General features: G+C 63.0%; 22 protein-coding genes and 1 pseudogene. 12 read left to right on the forward strand and 11 right to left on the reverse strand.

Annotated features, from left to right (window positions below; translation table 11 throughout):
- The first annotated feature begins 33 nt into the window (after positions 1 to 33).
- The 9 genes from ACSQ3L_RS03190 to ACSQ3L_RS03230 all read left to right on the forward strand — a co-directional run bounded on the left by ACSQ3L_RS03190 (position 34) and on the right by ACSQ3L_RS03230 (position 10585).
- Positions 34 to 1677: an ABC transporter substrate-binding protein gene (locus tag ACSQ3L_RS03190; RefSeq protein ID WP_436158616.1), complete on the forward strand. Its 1644-nt coding sequence runs from the start codon at positions 34 to 36 to the stop codon at positions 1675 to 1677.
- Complete coding sequence (locus ACSQ3L_RS03195; RefSeq protein ID WP_436158617.1) at positions 1667 to 2611, forward strand: acetamidase/formamidase family protein; 945 nt, start codon at positions 1667 to 1669, stop codon at positions 2609 to 2611. Before ACSQ3L_RS03190 ends, ACSQ3L_RS03195 begins: the two co-directional genes overlap by 11 nt.
- Before the next feature lie 208 nt (positions 2612 to 2819).
- On the forward strand, positions 2820 to 4583 hold the full coding sequence (locus ACSQ3L_RS03200; protein ID WP_436158618.1) for an ABC transporter ATP-binding protein: 1764 nt from the start codon (positions 2820 to 2822) through the stop codon (positions 4581 to 4583).
- A gap of 209 nt (positions 4584 to 4792) precedes the next feature.
- Positions 4793 to 6001, forward strand: coding sequence for an ABC transporter substrate-binding protein (locus ACSQ3L_RS03205; RefSeq protein ID WP_436158619.1), 1209 nt, complete (start codon positions 4793 to 4795; stop codon positions 5999 to 6001).
- A gap of 12 nt (positions 6002 to 6013) precedes the next feature.
- Positions 6014 to 6793, forward strand: coding sequence for an ABC transporter ATP-binding protein (locus ACSQ3L_RS03210; protein WP_436158620.1), 780 nt, complete (start codon positions 6014 to 6016; stop codon positions 6791 to 6793).
- Positions 6786 to 7496, forward strand: a complete 711-nt coding sequence (locus ACSQ3L_RS03215) for an ABC transporter ATP-binding protein (RefSeq protein ID WP_436158621.1) — start codon at positions 6786 to 6788, stop codon at positions 7494 to 7496. Before ACSQ3L_RS03210 ends, ACSQ3L_RS03215 begins: the two co-directional genes overlap by 8 nt.
- 7 nt (positions 7497 to 7503) lie before the next feature.
- Positions 7504 to 8391, forward strand: coding sequence for a branched-chain amino acid ABC transporter permease (locus tag ACSQ3L_RS03220; RefSeq protein ID WP_436158622.1), 888 nt, complete (start codon positions 7504 to 7506; stop codon positions 8389 to 8391).
- 1 nt (position 8392) lies between these two features.
- The gene (locus ACSQ3L_RS03225; protein WP_436158623.1) at positions 8393 to 9385 is read left to right on the forward strand and encodes a branched-chain amino acid ABC transporter permease; all 993 of its coding nucleotides are present in this window, start codon (positions 8393 to 8395) and stop codon (positions 9383 to 9385) included.
- 141 nt (positions 9386 to 9526) lie between these two features.
- Positions 9527 to 10585: an aminopeptidase gene (locus ACSQ3L_RS03230; protein WP_436158624.1), complete on the forward strand. Its 1059-nt coding sequence runs from the start codon at positions 9527 to 9529 to the stop codon at positions 10583 to 10585.
- 23 nt (positions 10586 to 10608) lie between these two features.
- On the opposite strand, the gene ACSQ3L_RS03235 is transcribed toward ACSQ3L_RS03230, so the two are convergent.
- The 6 genes and pseudogenes from ACSQ3L_RS03235 to ACSQ3L_RS03260 all read right to left on the reverse strand — a co-directional run.
- Positions 10609 to 11595, reverse strand: coding sequence for a methyltransferase (locus tag ACSQ3L_RS03235; RefSeq protein WP_436158625.1), 987 nt, complete (start codon positions 11593 to 11595; stop codon positions 10609 to 10611).
- Between the two features lie 148 nt (positions 11596 to 11743).
- Positions 11744 to 11977 (reverse strand): hypothetical protein, encoded by a 234-nt coding sequence (locus tag ACSQ3L_RS03240; RefSeq protein ID WP_436158626.1) that lies wholly within the window; start codon positions 11975 to 11977, stop codon positions 11744 to 11746.
- A 109-nt stretch (positions 11978 to 12086) separates the two neighbouring features.
- Positions 12087 to 12470, reverse strand: a complete 384-nt coding sequence (gloA2, locus tag ACSQ3L_RS03245) for an SMU1112c/YaeR family gloxylase I-like metalloprotein (protein ID WP_126067125.1) — start codon at positions 12468 to 12470, stop codon at positions 12087 to 12089.
- Between the two features lie 59 nt (positions 12471 to 12529).
- Positions 12530 to 13510, reverse strand: coding sequence for a 2-dehydropantoate 2-reductase (locus ACSQ3L_RS03250; RefSeq protein ID WP_436158627.1), 981 nt, complete (start codon positions 13508 to 13510; stop codon positions 12530 to 12532).
- 2 nt (positions 13511 to 13512) lie between these two features.
- Entirely contained in the window at positions 13513 to 15039 is a 1527-nt protein-coding gene (locus ACSQ3L_RS03255; protein ID WP_436158628.1) for an acyl--CoA ligase, read from the reverse strand.
- A 91-nt stretch (positions 15040 to 15130) separates the two neighbouring features.
- A pseudogene (locus ACSQ3L_RS03260) lies at positions 15131 to 15610 on the reverse strand (gamma-glutamyltransferase); the annotation flags it as partial.
- Positions 15611 to 15772: 162 nt separating this feature from the next.
- On the opposite strand from ACSQ3L_RS03260, the gene ACSQ3L_RS03265 reads away from it, so the two are divergent.
- Positions 15773 to 16474 carry a GntR family transcriptional regulator gene (locus tag ACSQ3L_RS03265; RefSeq protein WP_436158629.1) on the forward strand — a complete coding sequence of 234 codons (702 nt, stop codon included), beginning with the start codon at positions 15773 to 15775 and terminating at the stop codon, positions 16472 to 16474.
- A 97-nt stretch (positions 16475 to 16571) separates the two neighbouring features.
- On the opposite strand, the gene ftrA is transcribed toward ACSQ3L_RS03265, so the two are convergent.
- Positions 16572 to 17645 (reverse strand): transcriptional regulator FtrA, encoded by a 1074-nt coding sequence (gene ftrA / locus ACSQ3L_RS03270; protein WP_436158630.1) that lies wholly within the window; start codon positions 17643 to 17645, stop codon positions 16572 to 16574.
- Between the two features lie 290 nt (positions 17646 to 17935).
- Here ftrA and ACSQ3L_RS03275 point away from each other — a divergent pair, with 290 nt between their 5' ends.
- Both ACSQ3L_RS03275 and ACSQ3L_RS03280 read left to right on the forward strand, forming a co-directional pair.
- A complete protein-coding gene (locus tag ACSQ3L_RS03275) occupies positions 17936 to 18910 on the forward strand; it encodes a DUF2865 domain-containing protein (protein WP_436158631.1) in 975 nt (324 codons plus the stop codon).
- A gap of 20 nt (positions 18911 to 18930) precedes the next feature.
- Positions 18931 to 19131: a hypothetical protein gene (locus ACSQ3L_RS03280; RefSeq protein WP_436158632.1), complete on the forward strand. Its 201-nt coding sequence runs from the start codon at positions 18931 to 18933 to the stop codon at positions 19129 to 19131.
- Between the two features lie 43 nt (positions 19132 to 19174).
- On the opposite strand, the gene ACSQ3L_RS03285 is transcribed toward ACSQ3L_RS03280, so the two are convergent.
- The 4 genes from ACSQ3L_RS03285 to ACSQ3L_RS03300 form a co-directional block, all read right to left on the reverse strand.
- Positions 19175 to 19735, reverse strand: a complete 561-nt coding sequence (locus ACSQ3L_RS03285) for a cytochrome c (protein WP_436158633.1) — start codon at positions 19733 to 19735, stop codon at positions 19175 to 19177.
- Positions 19732 to 21243, reverse strand: coding sequence for a multicopper oxidase family protein (locus tag ACSQ3L_RS03290; RefSeq protein WP_436158634.1), 1512 nt, complete (start codon positions 21241 to 21243; stop codon positions 19732 to 19734). The genes ACSQ3L_RS03285 and ACSQ3L_RS03290 overlap by 4 nt, the downstream gene beginning before the upstream one ends.
- Before the next feature lie 199 nt (positions 21244 to 21442).
- Complete coding sequence (locus ACSQ3L_RS03295; RefSeq protein WP_436163375.1) at positions 21443 to 22201, reverse strand: SDR family NAD(P)-dependent oxidoreductase; 759 nt, start codon at positions 22199 to 22201, stop codon at positions 21443 to 21445.
- A 289-nt stretch (positions 22202 to 22490) separates the two neighbouring features.
- Entirely contained in the window at positions 22491 to 24194 is a 1704-nt protein-coding gene (locus tag ACSQ3L_RS03300) for a phospholipase D-like domain-containing protein (protein WP_436158635.1), read from the reverse strand.
- Between the last annotated feature and the right edge of the window lie 183 nt (positions 24195 to 24377).

A 24377-nucleotide genomic window follows, 5' to 3' on the forward strand; every position in this document is an offset into this window, starting at 1 on the left:
AATGAAAAACGAACAGAGAAAGGGAACATAAAAATGAAAAAGTTTCTCGCATCCACGGTAGCGGCATCGGCGCTGGCGCTGATGCTCGGCATGACAAGTGTTCGCGCCGAGGACGCCGTCGATCCGAACGCCAAGCAGGGCGGCGCCATCGCCATCACCTACAAGGACGACGTCGCCACGCTCGATCCGGCGATCGGCTATGATTGGCAGAACTGGTCGATGATCAAGAGCCTGTTCGACGGTCTGATGGACTACGAGCCGGGCACCACCAATCTGAAGCCCGACCTCGCCGAAAGCTACGAGATCTCGCCCGACGGCAAGACCTTCACCTTCAAGCTGCGGCATGGCGTGAAATTCCACAATGGCCGCGAGATGACCGCCGACGACGTGAAATATTCGCTCGACCGCGTCACCAATCCCAAGACCCAGAGCCCCGGCGCCGGTTTCTTCGGCTCGATCAAGGGTTATGACGATGTCGCCGCGGGCAAGGCCGAAAGCCTCTCCGGCGTCACCGTTGTCGACCCCTACACCGTCAAGTTCGAACTCACCCGGCCCGACGCCACCTTCCTGCATGTCATGGCCATCAACTTTTCGCATGTCGTGCCGAAGGAAGAGGTCGAGAAATACGGCGCCGATTTCGGTAAGCATCCGGTCGGCACCGGCGCCTTCAAGCTCACTGAGTGGACACTCGGCCAGCGCATCGTCTTCGAGCGCAACCCGGACTATTGGCACAAGGGCCTGCCGCATCTGGACAAGGTCACCTTCGAGATCGGCCAGGAGCCGATCGTGGCGCTGCTGCGCCTGCAGAAGGGCGAGATCGACGTGCCCGGCGACGGCATTCCGCCGGCCAAGTTCCAGGAGGTGATGGCCGATCCCGAACAGAAGGCGCGCGTCGTCGAAGGCGGCCAGCTGCACACCGGCTATGTCACCATGAACACCACCATGGCGCCGTTCGACAATGTGAAGGTACGCCAGGCCGTCAACATGGCGATCAACAAGGCCCGCATCATCCAGATCATCAACGGCCGCGCCGTGCCGGCCAACCAGCCGCTGCCGCCGTCGATGCCGGGCTACGACAAGGAATACAAGGGCTACGCTTACGACGTAGCCAAGGCCAAGGCGCTGCTTGCCGAAGCCGGCCATTCCGATGGTTTCGACACGCAATTGTTCGCCATGAACACCGATCCCAACCCGCGCATTGCCCAGGCGATCCAGCAGGACCTGGCGGCCATAGGCATCAAGGCCAGCATCCAGTCGCTGGCGCAGGCCAATGTGATTGCCGCCGGCGGCGACAAGGCCGGCGCGCCGATGATCTGGTCCGGTGGCATGGCCTGGATCGCCGACTTCCCGGATCCGTCGAACTTCTATGGCCCGATCCTCGGCTGCGCCGGTGCGGTGCCCGGCGGCTGGAACTGGTCGTGGTACTGCAACAAGGATCTCGACGCCAAGGCGGCCGAGGCCGACTCGGTGGTCGATCCGGCCAAGGCTGGCGAACGCGCCAAGATGTGGAGCGCCATCTATGACAAGGTGATGGAAGATGCGCCCTGGGCGCCGGTCTTCAACGAGCAGCGCTTCACCATGAAATCCGCACGCATGGGCGGCGCCGACAACCTCTATGTCGACCCGGTCCATATCCCGATCAACTACGACAATGTGTACGTAAAAGATGTGCAATAACTGCGACTACACCATCCACGGGCGCCATCATCATTTCGGCTGGGACAATTCGTTTGCCCCGGCCGAGCGAGTGGCGCCCGGCTCGACCATCGAGTTCCAGTGCCTCGATGCCGGCGGCGGCCAGCTGCAGGCCGACAGCACGGTCGCCGACGTCGCCAAGCTCGACTTCGCCAAGGTCAATCCTGTCACCGGGCCGATCTTCGTCGAGGGTGCCGAGCCCGGCGATGCGCTGAAGGTGACCATCGAGCTGTTCAAACCGTCCGGCTTCGGCTGGACGGCGAACATTCCAGGGTTTGGCTTGCTCGCTGACGACTTCAAGGAGCCGGCGCTGAACATCTGGAAATACGACGCCACCTCGCTGGAGCCGGCGCTGTTCGGCAAGAACGCCCGCGTGCCGCTGAAACCCTTCGCCGGCACCATTGGCAACGCGCTGGCCGAAAAGGGCCATCACTCGGTGGTGCCGCCAAGACGAGTTGGCGGCAATCTCGACATCCGCGATCTCGCCGCCGGCACCACGCTCTATCTTCCGGTGGAGGTGGCGGGCGCGCTGTTTTCGGTTGGCGACACCCATGCCGCGCAAGGTGACGGCGAAGTCTGCGGCACGGCGATCGAAAGCCCGATGGATGTCGTGCTCAAACTCGATTTGGTCAAGGACGCCAGGCTGAAGACGCCACGCTTCACCACGCCAGGCCCGGTGACGCGCCATCTCGACGCCAAGGGCTATGAGGTGACGACCGGCATCGGTCCGGACCTGATGACCGGCGCCAGGGAGGCCGTCGCGCAGATGGTCGACTTGCTTTCCGGGCGCTACAACCTCGACCCAGTCGAGGCCTATATGCTGGCCTCGGTCTGCGGCGATCTGCGCATCAGCGAGATCGTCGACATGCCGAACTGGGTGGTGTCGTTCTACTTCCCGCGCTGCGTGTTTGAATGATTTTGGGTCGGCGCCGCACCCCCCTCTGTCCTGCCGGACATCTCCCCCTCAAGGGGGGAGATTGGCTGTTTCGTCGTCGCGCGTTTTTTCAACCGTTGGAGAGTGGCGAAAGCCAGAGTGAAATCCAATCTCCCCCCTTGAGGGGGAGATGGCCGGCAGGCCAGAGGGGGGCGCCATGGAATAAATACTTCGCAGGGTTTCGCCCCCAATGACCCTCTCCAACAAACCCATCCTCGACATCGCCAACCTCTGCGTCAGCGTGCGCGGCGAGGATGGCGAGCGCGAGGTCGTCTCCGACCTGTCGCTGACGCTGGCGCGTGGCGAGACGCTTTGCATTGCCGGCGAATCCGGTTCCGGCAAATCGATGACCGCACTGGCGATTATGCAATTGCTGCCGCAGCCGACGGCGCGCATATCGTCGGGTAAGATCCGTCTCGGCGACACCGATCTGACTGATCTCGACGAGCGCCGGATGCGGCATATTCGCGGCGACCGCATTGCCATGATCTTCCAGGAGCCGATGACCTCGCTCAACCCGGTGCTGTCGATCGGCCGGCAGCTCACCGAATCCATCGAGGCGCATACCTCCCTGTCGCAGGACGAGGCTCGCCAGCGTGCCATCAAGGCGCTGAAGGCGGTGCGCATTTCGGAAGCCGAAAGCCGGCTAAAGCAGTTTCCGCACGAACTCTCCGGCGGCATGCGCCAGCGGGTTATGATCGCCATGGCGCTGGCGCTCGAGCCGGACGTGCTGATCGCCGACGAGCCGACGACGGCGCTCGACGTCACCGTGCAAGGCGAGGTGCTTGAGCTGCTGCGCGACCTGCAGCGCCAGCACGGCACCAGCGTCATCCTCATCACCCACGACATGGGCGTGGTCTCCGAAATGGCCGACCGCGTCATCATCATGCGACACGGCCGCATGGTCGAAGAGGGGAAAACGTCGGAGATTTTCGCCCGTCCGCAAGCCGACTACACGCGCGAGCTGTTGGCCGCCGTGCCGCGCATCGGCAGCGGCGTCGGCCGCCAGAAATCCAGGGATGCCGAGGCGGCGACGCCGGCCAATGTCGCCGAAGTCAAGGATTTGCACGTCCGCTTCGACCTGCATGGCGGTTTCTTCGGTCGGGTCAATCGACGCGTTCACGCCGTCGAGGGTGTCAGCTTTTCGATCGCGCCCAACGAGACGCTGGCGCTGGTCGGCGAGTCCGGCTGCGGCAAGTCGACCACCGCGAAGGCGCTGGCCGGGTTGGTGCACTACAGCGGCGACATCGTCATTGGCGGCCGCAATTTGTCGGGCCTCGGCCGCGACGAGCGCAAAGCGGTGCGCCGCGACGTGCAGATGATTTTCCAGGACCCCTACGCCTCGCTCGACCCGCGCATGCGGGTTGGCGACCTCGTCGCCGAGCCGCTGCTGATCCATGGCATCGCCTCGAAGGAAGAGCGCAGCCAGCGCGTGGCCGCGCTGTTCGAGCGCGTCGGCCTGTCGTCCGACCAGATGGAACTCTATCCACACGAATTCTCCGGCGGCCAGCGCCAGCGCGTCTGCATCGCGCGGGCACTTGCGCTGCGGCCGAAGCTGATCGTCGCCGACGAAAGCGTCTCGGCGCTCGACGTCTCGGTGCAGGCGCGCGTGCTCGATCTGTTGAAGGAATTGCAGCGCGAATTCGGCGTCGCCTATCTTTTCATCTCGCACGACATGGCTGTGGTCGAAAACATCTCCGACCGCGTCGCCGTCATGTATCTCGGCCAGATCGTCGAAATGGGCACGCGCGACCAGGTCTTTTCCAACCCGCGCCACCCCTATACGAGGCGGCTGATCGAAGCCGTGCCGGTGCCCGATCCCGCGCAGCGAAGAAGCCGCTTCGCGCGCCTCGACCAGGAAATCCCAAGCGCCACCCGCAGGATCGGCGAGGCGCCGCTGAAACTGGCGCTGACGGATGTCGGCGACGGCCATCTCGTCGCCGCCGAGGGCTGAAGCGGTACTGCCGCAGATCGTACGGTTCACGTGTTTGTGTTTCCATCGCGGGCTCGAGGCTGGCGTTCCGCCGCCAAAACGCATCGCTTCGAACATGAAATCCGGGACGGCCTCTTGCCGTATGTCCCCATCTTCCTCATGTTCAACGCCATTGCCGATGATCGATCGTAGGGGGCGGCCGGAATCATCGCTATGGGAGGAAGTCAACCATGAAGGTAAGCCATTTCGTTTCTGCAGCACTTCTCGCCGCATCCGCAATCCCCGCCTCGGCCGCCGAAATTTCCGACGGCAAGGTCAAGATCGGCATCCTCAATGACCAATCGGGCGTCTATGCCGATTTTGGCGGCAAGTGGTCGGTCGAGGCGGCTAAGATGGCGATCGAGGATTTCGGCGGCAAGGTACAGGGAGCGCCGATAGAAATCATCAGCGCCGATCACCAGAACAAGCCGGATATCGCCTCCAACATTGCGCGGCAGTGGTACGACACCGAACAGGTCGATGCCATCATGGAACTGACGACCTCTTCGGTGGCGCTTGCCGTCCAGGGGATCTCCAAGGAAAAGAAGAAAATCGATATCGTTACCGGCGCGGCGACCACGGAGCTGACCGGCAAACAGTGCTCGCCCTATGGCTTCCACTGGGCCTATGATACCCACTCGCAGGCAGTGGGAACCGGCGGCTCTCTCGTGCAGCAGGGCGGCGACAGCTGGTTCTTCGTCACCGTCGACTATGCATTCGGCTATTCGCTGAAGGATCAGACCACCAAATTCGTCGGGAGCCATGGCGGCAAGGTGTTGGGCGAAGTGCGTTATCCCCTCGGGTCGACCGACTATTCATCCTTCCTGCTGCAGGCGCAATCGTCGGGCGCCAAGGTCATCGGCCTGGCCAATGCCGGCCTCGATACTTCCAACTCCATCAAGCAGGCGGCCGAATTCGGCATCGTGCAGGGCGGTCAGCGTCTTGCCGCACTCCTTTTCACGTTGGCCGAGGTGCATGGGCTGGGTCTACAGGCGGCGCAGGGCGTCGTGCTGACCGAGGGCTATTACTGGGATCGCGATGACAAGAGCCGCGAATTCGGCCAGCGCTTTTTCAAGCGCACCAACCGCATGCCCAACATGATCCAGGCCGCGACCTATTCGGCAGTGACGCAGTATTTGAAGGCGATCGACAAGGCCGGCACCGACGAGACCGAAGCCGTCGCCAAGCAATTGCATTCGATGCCGGTGGACGACGCCGCCATAACCAACGGCAAGGTGCAGGCGGACGGCAACATGGTCCACGACATGTACCTCTATCAGGTCAAGTCGCCGGCCGAGAGCACCAAGGAGTGGGACTACTACAAATACCTTGCCACCATTCCCGGCAACGAGGCATTCCTCAGTGAGAAGGAAAGCGGCTGTCCGACGGCCGGCCAGTGATCGGCGCGGCCGATGGCGCCGACTGACCTGGAAGCGAACGAGCCGCGGGTTGTGCTTTCCGCCCGCGGGTTGCGGCGTGACTTTGCCGGCTTCATAGCCGTGAAAAATGTCGATCTCGATGTCCGCCATGGCAACATCCATGCCTTGATAGGACCCAACGGCGCCGGCAAGACGACCGTTTTCAACCTACTCACCAAGTTCCTGGCGCCGACCAGCGGCAGGATCGAACTGCTCGGCCACGACATCACCCGAACGCCGCCGGCCAGGGTCGCGCGGATGGGCCTGGTGCGCTCGTTCCAGATATCGGCGATTTTTCCGCATCTCAGCGTGCTCGACAATGTCCGCGTCGCGCTGCAGCGGCCGGGCGGGCTCAGCGTCCAGTTCTGGCGCTCGTTGGCGGCACTCGACCGGCTGACGCCGCGCGCCGAGGAACTGCTGCGCTCGGTCGGCCTCGACGACGCCAGGAACAGGCTTGCCGGCGATCTTTCCTATGGCCGCAAACGCGTGCTCGAGATCGCCACGACCCTGGCGCTCGATCCGAAGGTGCTGTTGCTGGACGAGCCGATGGCCGGTATGGGGCATGAGGATGTGGCCACTGTTTCCGACCTCATCCGTTCGGTGGCCAGGGATCGCGCCGTGCTGATGGTCGAGCACAATCTGACTGTCGTGGCCGACCTTTGCGACTGGATAACGGTCATGCAGCGCGGCGAGGTGCTTGCAGCCGGCGACTACGCCACCGTCAGCCGCGACGAGCGCGTGAAGATCGCCTATATGGGCACCGCCGATGACTAGTGCCGCACCTCTGCTTGCCGTCAGCGGTCTCAACGCGTGGTATGGCGAGGGCCATGCGCTGCACGGCGTCGATCTGGAGGTGTTTGCCGGCGAGACGGTCACGCTGCTCGGCCGCAACGGCGTCGGCAAGACAACGACGCTGCGCTCCATCATGGGGCTGATCCGCAAGCGGACCGGCCGGATCGCTTTCGACGGCGCGGACCTGATGCGGCTGCCGCTGCACCGGACCGCGCATCAAGGCATCGGCTTCGTGCCGGAGGAACGCGGCATCTTCGCGACACTGACCGTCGACGAAAATCTGGTGCTGCCGCCGGTCGTCGCGCAGGGCGGCATGAGCGTCGAGGAGATATTCGATCTCTTCCCCAATCTGAAGGAGCGCCGCAACAGCCCCGGCACCAGGCTGTCGGGCGGCGAGCAGCAGATGCTGGCGATCGCGCGCATGCTGCGAACCGGCGTGAAAATGCTGCTCCTCGACGAGCCGACGGAGGGTCTCGCTCCCGTCATCGTGCAGCGCATCGGCGCGTTGCTCGCGACGTTGAAAAAGCGCGGCATGACGATCCTGCTGGTCGAGCAGAATTTTCGCTTCGCCAGCCGTGTCGCCGATCGTTTCTACCTGATGGAGCACGGCAAGGTGGTGGCAGGGTTTCCGGTCGGCGAGCTGCCGGACCGCATGACGCAGCTGCACGAAGTCCTGGGTGTATGATGGCGCCATGACGATGATCTTCGGAATTCCTGCTCAGGCCTTCCTCGGCCAGTTGCTGGTCGGCCTGATCAACGGCTCGTTCTACGCCATGCTGAGCCTTGGCTTGGCCGTCATATTCGGCCTGCTGCGCGTCATCAATTTCGCCCATGGCGCCCAGTATATGCTCGGCGCCTTCGTCGGTTATCTGCTTCTAACCCATCTTGGCATCGGCTATTGGCCGGCGCTGATCCTTGCGCCGCTGATCGTCGGTGTCTTCGGCATCGTGGTCGAGCGCCTGGCGCTGTCGAGGCTGTACGATCTCGATCCGCTCTACGGGCTGCTCTTCACCTTCGGTCTCGCGCTCGTGCTCGAAGGCATCTTCCGCTATTACTACGGCGTCTCGGGAAACCCCTACGCCGTGCCGCCGCTGCTTGCCGGCGGCACCAATCTCGGCTTCATGTTCCTGCCCAACTATCGCGGCTGGGTGGTGGTCGCCTCGCTGATCGTCTGCTTCGGGACCTGGGCGCTGATCGAGAAGACCAGGCTGGGGTCCTATCTGCGCGCGGCGACCGAGAACCCCCGTCTCGTCCAGGCTTTCGGCGTCAACGTGCCGTTGCTGCTGACCCTCACCTACGGTCTGGGCTCCGCCCTTGCCGGGCTTGCCGGAATTCTGGCAGCACCAATCTATCAGGTGAGCCCGCTGATGGGATCGGATCTCATCATCGTCGTCTTCGCCGTCGTTGTGGTCGGCGGCATGGGATCGATCCTTGGCGCGATCGTCACCGGCTACATGCTTGGCCTTGCCGAAGGCCTGACCAAGGTCTTCTACCCCGAGGCCTCCAACCTCGTGGTCTTCGTCATCATGGCCATCGTGCTTCTGGTCCGGCCCGCCGGCCTGTTCGGAAGGGATGCCTGACATGTCGGAAGGGACGTCTGACACGGCCGAACTGACGCTTCGCGAGACATCGGCCAAAACCTCGGCACGGCTCGAATGGACGCTGGTCGGGTTCGGCATCGCGGCGCTGCTGGTGGCGCCTTTCCTGGTCTATCCGATCTTCCTGATGAAGATGCTGTGCTTCGCGCTGTTTGCCTGCGCGTTCAATCTGCTGCTTGGCTATACCGGGCTCTTGTCGTTCGGCCACGCTACCTTCTTCGGCGGCGCCGCCTACTTCACCGTGCATGCCGTCAAGGTGTGGGGCTGGCCGCCGGAAGCCGGCATCCTGCTCGGCATGGCGGGCGCAGCCCTGCTTGGCCTCGTCATGGGCTTTTTCGCCATTCGCCGGCAAGGCATCTATTTCGCCATGATCACGCTGGCGCTGTCGCAGATGTTCTTCTTCTTCTGCGTGCAGACGCCGTTCACGCAAGGCGAGGATGGCATTCAAGGTGTGCCGCGCGGCATGCTGCTTGGCGTCGTCGACCTCAACGTCTCACTGAACATGTATTATTTCGTGCTGGCGGTGTTCCTGATCGGCGTCTTCGCCATCTGGCGCATCGTCAATTCGCCCTTCGGCATGATCCTGCGCTCGATCCGCGAAAACGAGAACCGCGCCATTTCGCTGGGCTATTCCGTCGCCAACTACAAGCTGGGAGCCTTCGTCATGTCGGCGGCGCTGGCCGGGCTGGCGGGCTCGCTCAAGGCGATCGTCTTCCAGTTCGCCACGCTCACCGACGTCACCTGGCAGATGTCGGGCGAGGTGATCCTGATGACGCTGCTGGGCGGCATCGGCACCATGGTCGGGCCGATCATTGGTGCCAGCCTGGTCATCGGCCTGGAAAACACGCTTGCCACGTCCGGCTTCCCGGTCACCATCGCCACCGGACTGATCTTCATGGTGTGCGTGCTGATCTTCCGGCGCGGCATTGTCGGCGAATTTTACGCGCGGTTTTTCAAGCGGGCGAGGAAGGACTGATCGGCTGGTGGGTCCGAATATTCTGCCCAGTTTCTTTAGAAAGCTATAGACCTCGATCAAATCAATGCGACTGCTTGAGACCTGGGGCAATCGTGACAATCGCCCTATCGGAACGGGTGACCACTGCTATGGGCGGATTTGATGCGCGCATTCTTTCGATTGCTTGCTGTTGTGACCGTGATGTCCGGCGTGACCGGTTGCACGGGTATTTCCTACTACGCGCAATCCGTGAAGGGTCATCTGCGGATCATGACGGCGCGCCAGGATGTCGGAAAACTGATCGAGAATCCTTCGACGCCGAAGGCATTGCGCGCCCGAATGGCATCGGCGAGCGCCATACGACAGTTTGCAACGGATGAACTGGCGCTGCCCGACAACAACAGCTATCGCAGCTATGTCGATATCGGTCGGGACTCAGTGACATGGGCCGTCTTCGCCGCGCCGGAATTCTCGCTGACGCCGCGAACATGGTGTTTTCCCGTTTTCGGCTGCGTTCCCTACCGGGGATATTTCTCCAAGAAGTCCGCAATTGAAACCGCTGCCGAACTTCAAGGGCAGGGCATGGACGTCTATGTGACGGGCATCACTGCCTATTCCACGCTTGGCTGGTCAAGTGACCCGCTGCTAAGCACGATGTTCAGCCAGGATAAAACCTATCTTGCAGGGCTGGTTTTCCATGAACTGGCCCACCAGCGTGTCTACGTGCACGACGATTCCGCATTCAACGAGGCGTTCGCTGTCGCCGTCGAAACAACCGGCGTAGAGAAATGGCTGCGCGCGGCTGGCGATGCCGCCGCATTGCGCCGTTACGAAGCCGCCCGGAGGCGCAAAGCTGAATTTCTTGCGCTTGTCTCCCAGACCCGGGACGAGTTGACGCAAGTCTATTCCAGCTCCGGCACCTCGGAGCAAAAGCTGGCCGCGAAGACGGCGGCGATTGAACGGTTGCGGATGCGCTACCGACACATGCGCGACAGGCGCTGGGGCCGATACCGGGGATACGATGCCTGGTTCGCTTCCCCAATCAACAACGCAAAGCTCGCCGCGACTTCCGTTTATAGCGATCGGGTGACCGCGTTTCTGCGCCTGTTCGACTTGTGTTCGGGCGATTATATTAGGTTCTATGCGTCGGTCCGACGGATTGGCGCACTGGACGAAGGTCACCGCGCCGAAGCACTTGCGGCGGCAGATAGCTGTTATTAACGGATCAAATGTGACGGCCAGTCTCAGCCCGTGAGACGGGCACGAAACAACGTGCAGCCGTCCGTCAGGCGCGACCTGGAGATATCCCGGAATCCAGCCTCGGTCATCCATGCGCGATACTGACCTTCAGTGTACGATTCGCCGTGGCGATAGAGGTTCAAGAAGGTGAGATTCAAAAAGACACCCTCAGGCGGGCCGAGGCGGTCATCATCGACGACACCCCATCCCGCAATTGCAATCTCGCCTCCTTGTCTGAGGCAACGCGCCGCGTTCAGGATCGAATTGCGCGCCTGGTCCGGCGGAAGCACCTGGACGACAGCCTTCAGGATCGCCAGATCGTGCCGACCGATCGAGGGCGCGACCGTTATGTCCCCCTCTTCGACAACCACGTCGTCGGCTCCGTATTCCGACAGGATAGCTGGCGCGACCGCTGCGACCGTTGGGAGTTCCATCAGCGTCGCCGCAATCCGCGGCCACCGCTCGCGAAGTCCGACGAGAATGGTCCCGGCGCCCCCGCCGATGTCGATCACCGAGCCGACCGCCGAGAGGTCCATTGCCTGGGCCAGATTTCGGCCGAAAATCACCCCGCCAGGTGCGAGCATGCGGCTGAAGGCCGCCGCGGACTCAAGTCCCGCTTCGGAAAAGTCGTGCAGCGCAGCCGGCCGGTTCTGCCGCAGCGAGTCCGCGGTCAGCAAGTCGGCTCCCCAGAGCTCGCGCAGGAGCGCATGGTCGCCGCCGCGATAGCTCGGCTTGGACGCGTCGAGGAACTCCGACGCTTCGGCTCCGTTGCGAAATTGACCATCCTCGACTTCAAGGAGACCGATACTGGCGAGCGCGTAGAGGAGCCGCGACAGACGATCAGGCTCGACTTTGAGCGCGGCCCCGAGGCTTTTAGCGGTCACCGCGCTTTCACCGAGCCGGGTGAAGATGCCAAGGTCCAGCCCGGCGCGAAGTGCCAGGGCGCGGGGCACCGCTTCAATCAGCTTGTCGATCCGATCAAAATCCACCATGTCACATCCCCTTCCGCGATCCAGGACTGACTTTGAAACAGCTCCTTACCACAGCTCCTTACCTGAGAGCCTGCAGTCCCGGCATCCAGATGGCGACGGACCGGCCGAGGACTCCCAACGGCGCCGTTGAGATCGCCCGCGCGCGGTTCTACTGGTCCGAAAACTTCACGGTCACGCCACGCTGCCGAAAATAAGCCTGCATCAGCTTGCGGCCCGAGCGGTTGTTCTGCGCCAATTTGGTCGGATCGAACACCGCCTGTTTTATCCCTTCTCGTGCCAGTGCCGCCTTAAGCGTCGCGATATGTGCGTCGAGGTCGGCATTGTCCGCCCGGAGGGAGGCATAGATGCTTTCGGTCGCCTCGGCCACGGTCAGTTCGCTCACAGGTGTCGTCCTTTGGTTGGTTTGGCGGCGGCTTAGCACAGATTCGCGGCTCCGCCGATACCGATGGGACCGTCAGTACACAGCGCCCGTCGCGAAAGCGAACCGTTCCTTATGGGGCTTCGTAGAGTTCCAGCGGCAATCCATCTGGGTCCCTGAAAAAGGTAAACCGTTGGTCTGTGTATGGGTCGATCCGGATTGGCTCAACGGCAACGCCTGCGGCTTCCAGGCGCATGATTACGGGATCAAGATTCGCCACCGCAAATGCCAGATGTCTCAGGCCTGTCGCCTCTGGATGGGACGGCCGCATCGCTGGTGCAGGGAAGGAGAACAATTCCAGTTGGACCGACCCGATCCGCAAATCCGCCTTCCATGACTGCCGCTCCTCCCGATAGACCTCCCGGATCAGATCGAGGCCGAGGAGTTCGACGTAGAACCGTCGCGACCGGTCGTAGTCGGTGCAGATGAGCGCGACGTGGTGAATGGCGTTCAGCATGCTGCTAACTCCAGTCAAGCTGGGATTTGAGGCCAAGGCAGAGTGGCCCCAAGCCGTCCTCACCCATAACACCCGCGCTCCACCGCCAGCCGCCGCACCAACGCCAGCACGGCGTCGATCGTCGGCGTCGGCCTGTCCACCAGCCGGCCAAGCTCCTGCACAGCGCTCACCAGCGCGTCGATTTCCATCGGCCGGCCGCGCTCGAGGTCCTGCAGCATCGAGGTCTTGTGCTCGCCGACATCGCCGGCGCCCTTGATGCGCCGGTCGACCGCTATGGGAAAGCGCACGCCGAGGCTTTCGCCGATCGCCTGCGCCTCCAGCATCATGGTGCGGGCAAGCGTGCGGGTGCCATCGTCGGCAACGATCGCAGCAAGCGTGCTGCCGGTCAGCGCCGAGATCGGGTTGAAGGAGAGATTGCCCCACAGTTTTACCCAGATCTCGCTGCGGATGTCGTCGCGGACCGGCACCTGCAAGCCGGCCTTGACCATCTCCTCGGCCAGAAGCGTGACCCGTGCGCTGCGCTCGCCCGAGGGTTCGCCGAGCGAGAAACGTTTGCCCTCGACATGGCGGATGAGGCCCGGCGCGTCGACTTCGACCGCGGGATAGACGACCGAGCCGATGACGCGCTGCGGCCCGATCCGCTGCCAGATGGCGCCGCCCGGATCGACGGCATTCAGCCTGGTGCCTTCAAGCGGTCCGCCGACGCCGTGGAAATACCACCAGGGCACGCCATTCTGCATGGTGACGACTGATGTGTGGTCTCCAAGCAGCGGCGCGATCTGGTCAAGCGCCGGCGTGAGCGAATGGGCCTTCAGCGCCAGCACGACATAATCCTGGGCGCCAAGCTCGTCAGCCTTGGCCGCGGCCTTGACGGGGACCGAAATCTCCTGGCCATCCTCGATCAGGCGCAGGCCATTTGCCTTGATCGCGTCCAGATGGGCGCCGCGCGCGACGATCGAGAGACCGGTGCGGCCGGCGATGGCGAGCTTGGCCGCGAGATAGCCGCCGATCGCCCCGGCGCCGAAGATGGTGATCTTCATCGTCAAAGCCCGAGTTTGGCGGCAAGGCCGATGCGCTGCAATTTGCCGGTCGCGCCTTTGGGAATCTCGTCCAGGATTAGTACCTTGCGCGGTACCTTGAAGTCGGCAAGCCGCGTCGCGGCATAGGTGCGAATGTCGCCCTCGGTGGCGCTGATACCTTCGCGCAGCACGACCGCCGCCGCGACCTCCTCGCCAAGCTTGTCATGCCGCATGGCGAAGGTGACGACCTGCGCCACCGCCGGATGGTCCATCAGCACATCGTCGACCTCGAGCGGCGAGATCTTTTCGCCGCCGCGGTTGATGATCTCCTTGAGCCGCCCGGTGACCCTGAGATAGAAGTCCTCGTCGAGCACGCCCTGGTCGCCGGTGTGGAACCAGCCATGCGCGAAAGCAGTGGCATTGGCGTCCGGGTTGTTCTCGTAGCCGGCGGTCACATTGGGTCCGCGAATGACGATCTCGCCGGTCTCGCCGGGTTCCAGCAGCTGCCCGTCAGGCGCCATGACAGCCACTTCCGGACCGGCCGAGGCACCGACGCTGCCCGGCTTGCGCTGGCCCGGCGGCAGCCGGTTCGAGGCCATCTGGTGCGCGGCCTCGGTCATACCGTAGGATTCGATCACCGGACAGCCGAAGGTCGCCTCCAGCTCGGCCATCACCTGCGCCGGCAGCGAGGCCGAGGACGAACGGATGAAGCGCAGGCGCGTTGCCGCCAGCGCCTCGGTGTTGCGCGCCGCCCTGGGCAGGATCGCCTGATGCATGGTCGGCACCGCCGTGTACCAGCTTGGCTGCGCCTCGCTCAGCCACTGGAAAAAGCGCAGTGCGTTGAAGCCCGGCGTGCAGAAAATGCTGCCGCCGGCTGCCAGCGACGACAGCACGGCCGCGATCAGGCCGTGAATGTGGAACAGCGGCATGATGTTGAGGCAGCGGTCATCGGCGGTCAGGCCGAGCGTCGCGCCGATATGGGCGGCCGAGGCCGCGATGTTGGCATGGCTGAGCGGCACCAGTTTTGGCCGCGACGTCGTGCCGGAAGTGTGCAACAAGAGCGCGATGTCGCCGTCCTGCGCCATGTCGGGCGCGGCCTGCGGTCCGATCGCCGCGCCCTCGATCGTAAAACTGCCGGCCGGTGTGTCAGGCTGCACGACAAGCCGCAGCACGCCGATGCCAAGGCGTTCGGCCACCGTCACCGCGGGGCCGGTCTCCCCCTCCGCGACGAGGATCGCCTTGGCGCCGATGTCGGACAGGTAGAAATCGAGTTCGTCGGCCCGGTAGGCCGGATTGAGCGGCGCTGTCGAGGCAGTGGCCGCCACGGCGACGAAGGCGGTCGCCATCTCCGGTCCGTTCGGCAGTACGATCGCCACCCTGTCGCCGCGGCCGATGCCGCGCGCATGCAGAGCGGCAGCCGTGGCGGCGATCAGGCCGCGCAATCCGCCATGGGTCAGTGTCGCCCTGTCGGGGGCCAAGATGGCAAGCGCATCATGGGCGCCGGCGGCGAGACGGTGCGAAAGCTCTTTGGGATTTGCAATAATGGTCATGATCACCGACTGGATTTCGAGCGACTATTGGCGGGGAGCCCCTCTGACGGGCTTGCTTCGATATGAATACACCATTGGACAACGGATCGCCTCAGTAGCCAAGCGCCAAACCATCCTTGCGCGGATCGGAGGCGCCGGTCAGCGTCCCTTTCTCCCAGTCGATCAGCACCACCTGTCCGCCGCCAAGCGGGTGATGCGGCTCGGCGATGCGGTGGCCGCGCCGGCGCAGGCCCTCGATCGCCTCGGCGGGAACGCTGCGCTCGGCCTCCACGGTGTCGTCATTGTAGAACACCCGTGGCGCATCCAGCGCCTGCTGCGGGTCCATGCCGAAGTCGATCATGTTGGTGAGCAGGTGGACATGGCCAAACGGCTGGTAGCCGCCGCCCATGACACCGAACGGCATCACCACGCGGCCGTTCTTCGTCGCCATGCCCGGCATGATCGTGTGCATCGGCCGCTTGCCGGGCGCGATCGCGTTCGGATGTGCCGGATCGAGGCGAAAGCTCGAGCCGCGGTTCTGCAGCACGACACCGGTCTTCGGGCTGACGACGCCACTGCCGAACGAATAATAGGGGATCGATGATGTCAACACCGTTTGGTGCGATCGAAATTTACGTGCTTCGATCCGGACAAGGTGGTGGGGACAGCCTCGCCGGGGGCGTGGCAAAATACGCTGACCGCGGCTACAGCTATGAATGTTCCGGCGGACAGACCGGAGAACTGGAAGGGAATCTTGGCCAAGGAAACCAAAAATACGCTGCGCGACTCGGTCTACTCTTCGCTGAAGGCGATGATCGTGACCGGCCAGATTCCGCCGGGATCGCGCGTCACCGAAAACGACATCGCCGTGAAGCTCAATGTCAGCCGCACCCCGGTGCGCGAGGCCTTCAACCGCCTCGAGCGCGACGGCCTGGTCACCGGCCGGCCGCGCCAGGGCTATGCCGTCACCGAGTTCGACATCAACATGTTCCGCGAGGCCTTCGATATCCGCGAGCTTCTCGACGGCCACGCGACCGAGCTGGCGGCAGTCGCGGCGACGGAAGCGGACAAGGCGCGCCTGCGCGCCATGCTGGCCGAATGCGAGCGGCTCGCTGCCATTCCGGAGCGCACCAACAGGGAAAAATTCCAGGAGCTCGAGGTCGGCATCGACCTGCATCGCGTCATCGCCGAAATCAGCGGCAATGTCATGCTGCACAACATGCTGTGCGGCATCCTAGACAAATGCCAGCACTATGTCTGGACCGAGCTCTTGTGGCTGGACGAATGGAAGATCGCCCGTGACGAGCATGCCGAACTCGTCGACGCCATCTGCGCCGGCGATGCCGCCAGAGCCGGCATGCTGGCGCGCGCCCATGTACGCGGATCGCGCGACAATGTGCTGCGCCTGCTGCAAGCCAAGTCCGACTATCGCAATTTCCTCGCCAAGGCGTCTTGAATGGGCCAGGGCCTGCCGTGCCCGATTGATCGCAAGACAGGAGCCACAGATCGGCGACGGCAGCGTCGTTATGACCGGGACTGCGCGTTCGCATCCATCAATTCTGGCCTGGCTCGCCTCCAATCGTACGAAGAGCGGACGAGCGACCCTGGGAGCCTCCGGCAGCCTGGCCGTTCATCCCGTTATGATTGAAGTTGCCGAATACTCTCCTGTAGGCGGTCGGGGTGACCGAGAATCTCTTGTGGAAGTGGTGCCGCATCGTCGTGGCGGACGCAAAGCCTGACAGTCGGGCTATTTCTTCCACCGGCAAGATTGTACTTTCGAGAAAATCCTGAACTTTCGTCAAACGCTCCGCCAGCAGCCATTTCGCGGGCGTCGTTCCGGTCGCAGCTTCGAACCGCCGCAAAAAAGTACGCTGGCTCATGCCGGCCAGCTTTGCCAGGGCCGCCAGCGAGAAATCAGAACTGATGTCCGCGCGCATCCGATCAAGCAGAGGACCCAGTCGCGCACCTTCATAGACAACAGGAACGGCTCGTTCCACATATTGTGCCTGACCGCCGTCCCGATGCGGTGGAACCACAAGGCGCCTTGCGACCGTGTTGGCAGCCCTTGAACCAAAATCACGACGGATAAGGTGCAAGCACAGGTCTATCCCCGCTGCGCCCCCAGCGGACGTAAGGACATTCCCATCATCCACGTAAAGCACATCCGGCAAGACCGTTATTTCAGGATATCGGGCTGCCAAAAGGTCCGTATAACGCCAGTGAGTGGTTGCGCGCCGGCCGTTGAGAAGCCCCGCCGCGGCCAACACCATCACGCCGGAACAAATCGAAAGTATACGCGCACCCTTGTCACGGGCATTGCGTAGGGCCTGGCTCAGATGAGCAGGAACAGGTTCATTGATGCCTCGCCAGCCCGGCACGATAACAGTGCCGGCTTCCTCGATCAGGCTGGCATCGCCGTCAGCCAAAAATCTGACGCCGCCGGTCCCCCTGAGGGCGCCGGACTCGATGCCCGCAATGGCGAAACGATACCAATCCTTGCCCATTTCCGGTCTCTCCAGGCCAAACATCTCGATCGCGATCGCGAACTCAAATGTGCACAAACCGTTGTAGGCGACCACAACGACGAGCGGGTTGAGGGCGTCTTGTGATGCAATCAAATTTGGCATGATCTTGGCGAAATCTGGCGTGTTTTCATCTTAACGGGATCTCTCTGCGTGGTGTAGCAAGCGACGGCGGAATCGCTTGGCGGCGGACAATTTCGTATCGATCTATTTGAGTAGATCACGGCAAGTGAAATTCAAAATCGAAATCGCGAAATATGTCAGACATATCTGGTAATAAAATTTCCCATTATGAAGATCTAACTCACGAATCAGTCAGACCATGTGAAAATGATAGTGTACGTTTCGTTGGCTGGAAGCGTGTATCCGGCAGACGCACTTGCCTGTCGGCTAGCTTGGTCTTTTTCGCGCTCGCCGTTCTGGTCGCTGGGCAGGTCGAGACCCGCGCCGACGTCTGCAACTCCTTCCAGGCACAGTCATCAGGGTCGGGCCGAAGCCCGGAAATCGCGGCATTGAACCGGCAGCTTGCCGCGCTCGTCAACGTGCAACGCCAGCGCAAATGCAGCGTACATGACGACGGTGGCGGCTTCTTCAACGCTTGCGCGGATGTCACCAGTCGAATAGCCGAAGCAAAACGCAAGCTTCAAGCGGTTCAGAAGGCCGAGAACTCACCGCAGAAGCGTATACGGGATCGGGATTGCCGCAAGCCCCAAGCGCCGGAGATCAATGCAAGAAAAAGCGCGCAAGGGCGAAACCCTCCCACACAACAGCGTGACGGGAAATCCTTGCCCGGTACAATCTTGTTCTGCGTGCGGCTGAGCGACGGTTACCGATTTCCGACGCCAAAATCTCAATTCAGCGCTGAAAGGGATGTCCAATCCACCTTGGATATCTGTCGTTACATCTGTGAGGACGAAGCCATGGGCGTCTATGCGCCCAGCCGCGCAGGTCTTGAAGCAGCGGATTTGGTGGCGGTCGATACCGGCGCAAGATACTCCGACCTGAAAACCGCCGATGTCTACCAGAGCGCTCCGTCGTTCAGACCTTGCAATTTTCAACGATATTATGATCGGGTCAACGAAGCGCGCGCCCGCACGGTCACCCCCTACAACATGGCCGATGTGACCGTCCCGATTCCCGTGCCGAGACCCTCCGCCCCAGCCGCGACAGGGCTGCCCGGCGACACCGCGCCAGACACGGGCGACGGTCAGCCGAGAGAAATGTCGAAAAAGAAGACAGTGCGCCTCGTCGGCGAGGCATTTCTTCCGGCCTATTCGGCGGGAGCCAGTCTGCTGCCACCTCGGACGGCGGGCGACAGCAGTGTCGCCGGGTCCGCGGATATTCAGAAGAAACAAGCGCCGGCTAATTGACAGGAAAGGCTCGGTTCGACGTGGATGAACACGACAGACTGGTTCGAAACGCGGCCGGCCGGGTTTTCTCCGAAAATACCGGTGCTGCGTTTCTTTCGACGGCGGACTGCATCGAGACCGTGCGGGTCCGCACGGACACGAAACTGCCGGACGCGGAGCTGGAAGCGGTCCTGATCGACATGGCCATGGCTCGGGGAATGGTGATGATCCCCGATCTCTGAATTGGCCGGCGACGCTGCCAAATGGCGGTGCGTTCGCCGGTTCTCACTTCACCTTTTGCCGAAACTTGGAGTGGCAGCTTGAGCAATCCTGGAGAATAAGATGCAGAAGATGCTCCGCCGGCAATTTGGCCGGATCCGCTTGCGTTGCCTTTAGCCGGTGGCCGAGCAGACTGCCTCCGCCCATTGACGTCATCGCGCCCATGCGCATATCGCCCGTGATCTGGGCAGGCGCGGTTTCGGCCTTGGCTGCCAATGTGTCGGCAAGCCCGCCAATATGGCTGGCGAGCGCCTCGAATTCCGGCCGCGCCTGGTCGATTTCCGCTTTGGCGCCCGATGGCGCGCCCAGCGTGCCCGCCGGGAATTCGGCGATCAGGGCGGGGCCGGTACGGGCGCTGAGCACCTCGGCCGCCGCCTTGAAGCCGGTGGCATCGTAGGCGCGCTTGCCGCCGAACATCTCGGCGATGGTTTTCGCCGCCGCCGCCATCGCCTTCATCGAGGCCTGGCGTGCGGCCACGATCTCATCACCGGAGGCGACGGCCTGCGGTGATGAGAGGCTCAGCGAACCGGCCAGCACCAGCATCGCCACCCCGATGCCGGCCTTCATGACATGACATCGAGCACGCCCATCATGCCGAGCTGCTCATGCTCGAGGATGTGGCAGTGATACATGCGCTGCCCTGGCCTATCCTGGCGCAGCAGGAGCCGCACCGTCTCGCCGCGAGCGACGTTCACCGTATCCTTCCATGCGAGATAGGGCGGCTTGGACACCGCGCCGTCGCGCTCGTGCTCGATGACCTGGAATTGAGTGCCGTGGACATGGAAGGGATGGTCCATGTCAGCCTGGTTGACGATCTCCCACAGCTCGATCTCGCCCGCCCTGGCGACGAAGTCGACGCGTCCCATGTCGAAGGCCTTGCCGTTGATCAGGAAGCCCATCTCCATGCCGGTGGGGTTCATCGCCATGGTTTCCGTCAAGACGAGCCGCCGGCTGAGGACAGGGGCGGCGAGTTGTGTGATCGGCCGCAGCCGCGCCGGCAGCTGCGGCTCCGCCTCGGCTTCGCTCTCCGAGACATCGACCGTCAGCAGCGTCAGCCCCGCATCGGCCGGGCGGTCGGGACCCATCCAGCCACGGTCGTAGCCGAGCGTATACAGGGTGATGGGGCCGGGCCTGTCGAAGAATGCGACCAGCTCGATGCGCTCGCCCGGGCTGAGCAGGATCTCGTCCGCCGCCACCGGCGCCGCGAGCAGCCCGCCATCCGTCCCGATGATGGTCATCGTGGCGCCGTCGAAGGCAAGCTTCAGGAAACGCGCATTGGTGGCATTGTAGAGGCGCAGGCGTCGCCTGGCCCCTTTTGCCAGCGAGAGCCTTGGATTCTTCTGGCCGTTGACCAGCACGTGGTCGCCAACACGGCCGTTCATCAGATCGCTCATGCTGTTGCTCGGTATCGAGCCATCTGCGGCAAGTCTGAGGTCGGTGAACACCAGCACCGTGTCGCCATATTCGGCCGGGATGGGATCGGTCTTGGCCTTGACGACGAAGGCGCCGGCAAGACCTCGATAGACCTGCTCTGCCGTCTTGCCGTGCGGGTGCGGGTGATACCAATAGGAGCCTGCGGAGCCTTCCGGCAACTCGAAGGCGTAAACGCGCTCGGTGCCCGCCGCAACCGGATCCATGGGATTGCCGTCCTGGTCGGCGGGCACCGGCATGCCGTGCCAGTGGATGGTGCTCGCCTCGCTATCGATGCGGTTGGCAAACGTGATCTCGACGCGGTCGCCTTCGAAGGCCTCGATCAGCGGTCCCGGGCTCATGCCGTTATAGGCGAGGATCGGCGTGTCGCGCCCCTCGGCGAACCTCGCAATGGCCCGTTCAGCCGTCAGCCTCGCCTTGAACAGCCCCGGTCTGTCGGCTTCGTTGGCAAGCACCGGCAGGTCGCGCAACGCCTGGCCTTCGGGCAGGATGACCGCGTCTTGCGCCATGGCGGCCATGTCGTGCCCGGCATGGCCGCCGCCCATGCCGGGCATCGACATGTCATCCATCTTCGTCTGCGCCAGCGCGCGCGGGCTCGCCAGAACCGTCGCCAGGCCTGCCGCCAGAAATCCGCGTCGATGCATTTCTCCGCTCCTTGCTCTAGATGAAAGCCCCGCTGGAGGACCTCGCGCAACCCTAAGGGTTCCGGTAGCTGGAAGGTCAAGCGAGATCGAGCAGTCGACGGTGACGATAGAAGCCGCGCTGGCGCACGATGTAGTGCGAGCCGGACCCGCTGTTCCGATTGTGAACCATCGATCGTTCCGGCGATGCGCCTCGGAGCCCTTAGCCCTTGCGCTCTTGAAGGCTGTTGCCGCCATCGACCACCAGCAGGGCGCCGTTTACATAGCTGGCGCCTTCCGAGGCCAGGAACACCACTGTGGCGGCCACCTCGTCCGGCCGCCCGGCCCGTGCCGGCGGCGTATGCAGGGCCGCCATCCGCTCCATCTCGCTCGACGAGCCCGTTTCGATCCAGCCGGGCGCCACGGCGTTGACAGTGATGCCGCTTTTCGCCACTTCCAGCGCCAGAGTACGCGTCAGGCCGACCATGCCGGCCTTGGCGGCGGAATAGGCTGATGTGCCCTCGAAAGACACCAACGGCCCGGTGACCGACGCCACATTGACGATGCGCCCATAGCCCGCTTCGACCATCGCCGGCAGGAACGCACGGGTGACCAGAAACGCGGTCTTCAGGCTGACGTCGATCCCTTGATCCCAGTCGGCCTCGGTCATGGCGAGAAATGCCTTGTCGGCCGATGGCGATGCCAGTGAGCCCATGCCGGCATTGTTGACCAATATATCGACCGCACCGACATCAGCCCGCAGCCGCTCGACGTCAGCGGCGATGGTGAGATCGGCGATAGCGGCAGAGGCATCGATGCCTTCGCCACGAAGTTCAACGGCGCGATCGAGCACACGCGCGCTGGCACCCGTGAGGAAGACGGTATGGCCGGCACGGCCGAGCTGCCGGGCAATGGCAAAGCCGATGCCGTCGGCCGCACCCGCCCCGGTGATCAGCGCACGCTTGATGTTGTTAGGGGGCATAGTCAAATCTAGCTCCACTGACTTCCGCCTGTCGCGCGGGTGCGGACAGACGCGCTCGCTACATCTACTCGGTCTGGATCAGGCAGCAATCCCACTACCCAAGCGATGCGCAACCTTTTGGATTTGAGTGAGCCGACCTTTCAGGCGATGCGAACTGGGTATCGATCGCCATTGTGGGCAAGGGTGATCGAAGGGCATCGACGCATGAAATAAAGAAGGACCAAACCAGGGAAGCTGAGGCGCGAGGACGAAGCGGTGCGGATCGCCGCTAGGGACTGCCGTTTCTCGCTTACGAGAACATCTCGCGGTCCTTGATCCGCCGCACGTCGGTATAGTCCCTGAGCCACCACGCATCCTGCCCGGCCGCCGGCGGCAGCTTCAACTGCAGCTTGGTGCCGGCGATCTTGGCTTCCTGCAGTGCTATGCGGAAGTGGTAGTGGTCGAACGTCCGCAGCGCCTCCACCATGTAGGACACGGCAATCCGTCGGTCCCGGGCGAGGATCAGGTTCTCGCCATTCGTAACGTCGGCCGCCTTGGAGAAGTTGTAGGAGCCAAGATAGACACGTGCGCTGGGCTTGTCGAAGTCGATCACCACGAATTTGTGGTGCATGCGGTTGCCGCTACCGCCCACGGGCTCGGCCTTGAACGGCGCCGGGGTTTTGCCCTTCAGCAGCGCGGTGGGAAACACCGCCGGTGGATTACCGTCCGGCTTCTGCACATCAAGCCCGCCGACCTTCTTGTCCGAGATGCCGTAGACGAAGCGCGCGTCGTTGTCCCGCACCCGTGCCACCGCATCGCGGATTGCCCCCGGCGTCTGCCACAGGAACGCCAGCGAGAACAGCAGGCTCGATTTCGTCGCGTCGATATCGTCGGCGATCTTGTCGAGTTGCGCGTTGGCTGCTGCATGCGGCGAAAACGTCGCCTTGACGTCCACACCGGCGATCCCCAGGTCGCGCCAGCTTGCCGATCGGCTGGTGGCGAATCCGGTTTCGGTCCAGAAATCCTCGAATGCCTCGCGAAACACCTGCACCGGCGCGGCGCCGGTGAAGATCATCGCGTTGTTCGACTGCACGTAAAAGCCGCGCCAGCTGAAATTGGTCGAGCCGCCGATCGCCTTCTTCACCTGGTTGCCATCGACCACGATCATCTTGTTGTGCTGCAGCTTGCCCATGCTCTGGCGCTTGACGTTGGCGGCGCCAGCCGAGGCGATGAGAATGTCCGCCGACTGCGTCTCGCCCGAATGCGCCGCACCGTGCTTGCCTTCGTCGTCGATAATGATCTTGAGTCGCGGTCCCAGCTGCCGCAGCCGGTCGACGAACCCCTTCTCGCTGAGGTCATAGGCCACCACGCAGACCTTGGCGCTCGCATCGCCGATCGCCTCATCCAGCGTCTCGTAGATAGCATGCCGATCCTCGAACCCCATCCAACTTAACGCCTGTTCCGTCTTCGGGTGGGTCGGAGTAAACGTCAGCCCGTCATCGGCATCTTCTGGTAAGAGAGTCGAGATCGGCCCAAACCGCTCCCAGCGGTCGACGAAGGCCTGTGACGATACGAAGCCCCGCGTGAACGCCACGTTGAGCGCGCCCGGATAGGTCTCGCGCCGGAGCTCGATATCCGCAGTCTGCGGCTCGCCATAGCTCAACTGCCCGTCCTCGTCCATGAACACCGGCGTCACCATGTAGGTGTAGTCGCCGGGGATCTCGGCATTGAACGGGAAATGCACCCAGCGAAACTTCTGGATCGGCGACAGCCGCGATGACAGTTTGTTGGGATTGACCGCACCGTCCGGTCCCGGAAAGGCGATCCGGTTAGGCACTGCAAAGAACCGCGTCCCGTCCGGCACGCGGTACTCGATGGCGAAGCCGACAAAGTCTCGCGGGGGCTGTCCGTTGCGCCAGTTCATCGCCAGTAGCGCCATGCCGTCGCCGCGATGTACCTTCAGCGCGAACGGCGCCGCCGCATTCTTGCCCGCAACCTGAAACTCTCCGGCCATTCCGCTGCCCCCCAAAGCATAAGCGGTCGCCCGCCCCGCGGCTGGCGCACCCTCAGAACGAAGATCTTTTGATCGTAAGTAAGTAAGGGTAGAGAGCTGAATGCTATCACGACCGAGCGCGGAAGAAAAGTATCGCTACGAAGGCTTCGCGGCCTGGCTATCGACATAGCCGTAGGAAGTAAT

It is taken from the genome of Mesorhizobium sp. LjRoot246 (assembly GCF_964254115.1).
Lineage (GTDB): Bacteria > Pseudomonadota > Alphaproteobacteria > Rhizobiales > Rhizobiaceae > Mesorhizobium.

Excerpts from the sequence above, each read along its gene's own strand:
- ACSQ3L_RS03250 (WP_436158627.1), bottom strand. The coding sequence starts at position 13,510 with ATGAAGATCACCATCTTCGGCGCCGGGGCGATCGGCGGCTATCTCGCG.
- ACSQ3L_RS03190 (WP_436158616.1), top strand. The coding sequence starts at position 34 with ATGAAAAAGTTTCTCGCATCCACGGTAGCGGCATCGGCGCTGGCGCTG.
- ACSQ3L_RS03220 (WP_436158622.1), top strand. The coding sequence starts at position 7,504 with ATGACGATGATCTTCGGAATTCCTGCTCAGGCCTTCCTCGGCCAGTTG.
- ACSQ3L_RS03235 (WP_436158625.1), bottom strand. The coding sequence starts at position 11,595 with ATGGTGGATTTTGATCGGATCGACAAGCTGATTGAAGCGGTGCCCCGC.
- ACSQ3L_RS03255 (WP_436158628.1), bottom strand. The coding sequence starts at position 15,039 with ATGACCATTATTGCAAATCCCAAAGAGCTTTCGCACCGTCTCGCCGCC.
- ACSQ3L_RS03215 (WP_436158621.1), top strand. The coding sequence starts at position 6,786 with ATGACTAGTGCCGCACCTCTGCTTGCCGTCAGCGGTCTCAACGCGTGG.
- ACSQ3L_RS03200 (WP_436158618.1), top strand. The coding sequence starts at position 2,820 with ATGACCCTCTCCAACAAACCCATCCTCGACATCGCCAACCTCTGCGTC.
- ftrA (WP_436158630.1), bottom strand. The coding sequence starts at position 17,645 with ATGCCAAATTTGATTGCATCACAAGACGCCCTCAACCCGCTCGTCGTT.
- ACSQ3L_RS03300 (WP_436158635.1), bottom strand. The coding sequence starts at position 24,194 with ATGGCCGGAGAGTTTCAGGTTGCGGGCAAGAATGCGGCGGCGCCGTTC.
- ACSQ3L_RS03225 (WP_436158623.1), top strand. The coding sequence starts at position 8,393 with ATGTCGGAAGGGACGTCTGACACGGCCGAACTGACGCTTCGCGAGACA.
- ACSQ3L_RS03230 (WP_436158624.1), top strand. The coding sequence starts at position 9,527 with ATGCGCGCATTCTTTCGATTGCTTGCTGTTGTGACCGTGATGTCCGGC.
- ACSQ3L_RS03205 (WP_436158619.1), top strand. The coding sequence starts at position 4,793 with ATGAAGGTAAGCCATTTCGTTTCTGCAGCACTTCTCGCCGCATCCGCA.
- ACSQ3L_RS03290 (WP_436158634.1), bottom strand. The coding sequence starts at position 21,243 with ATGCATCGACGCGGATTTCTGGCGGCAGGCCTGGCGACGGTTCTGGCG.
- ACSQ3L_RS03295 (WP_436163375.1), bottom strand. The coding sequence starts at position 22,201 with ATGCCCCCTAACAACATCAAGCGTGCGCTGATCACCGGGGCGGGTGCG.
- ACSQ3L_RS03195 (WP_436158617.1), top strand. The coding sequence starts at position 1,667 with ATGTGCAATAACTGCGACTACACCATCCACGGGCGCCATCATCATTTC.
- ACSQ3L_RS03210 (WP_436158620.1), top strand. The coding sequence starts at position 6,014 with ATGGCGCCGACTGACCTGGAAGCGAACGAGCCGCGGGTTGTGCTTTCC.
- ACSQ3L_RS03285 (WP_436158633.1), bottom strand. The coding sequence starts at position 19,735 with ATGAAGGCCGGCATCGGGGTGGCGATGCTGGTGCTGGCCGGTTCGCTG.
- gloA2 (WP_126067125.1), bottom strand. The coding sequence starts at position 12,470 with ATGCTGAACGCCATTCACCACGTCGCGCTCATCTGCACCGACTACGAC.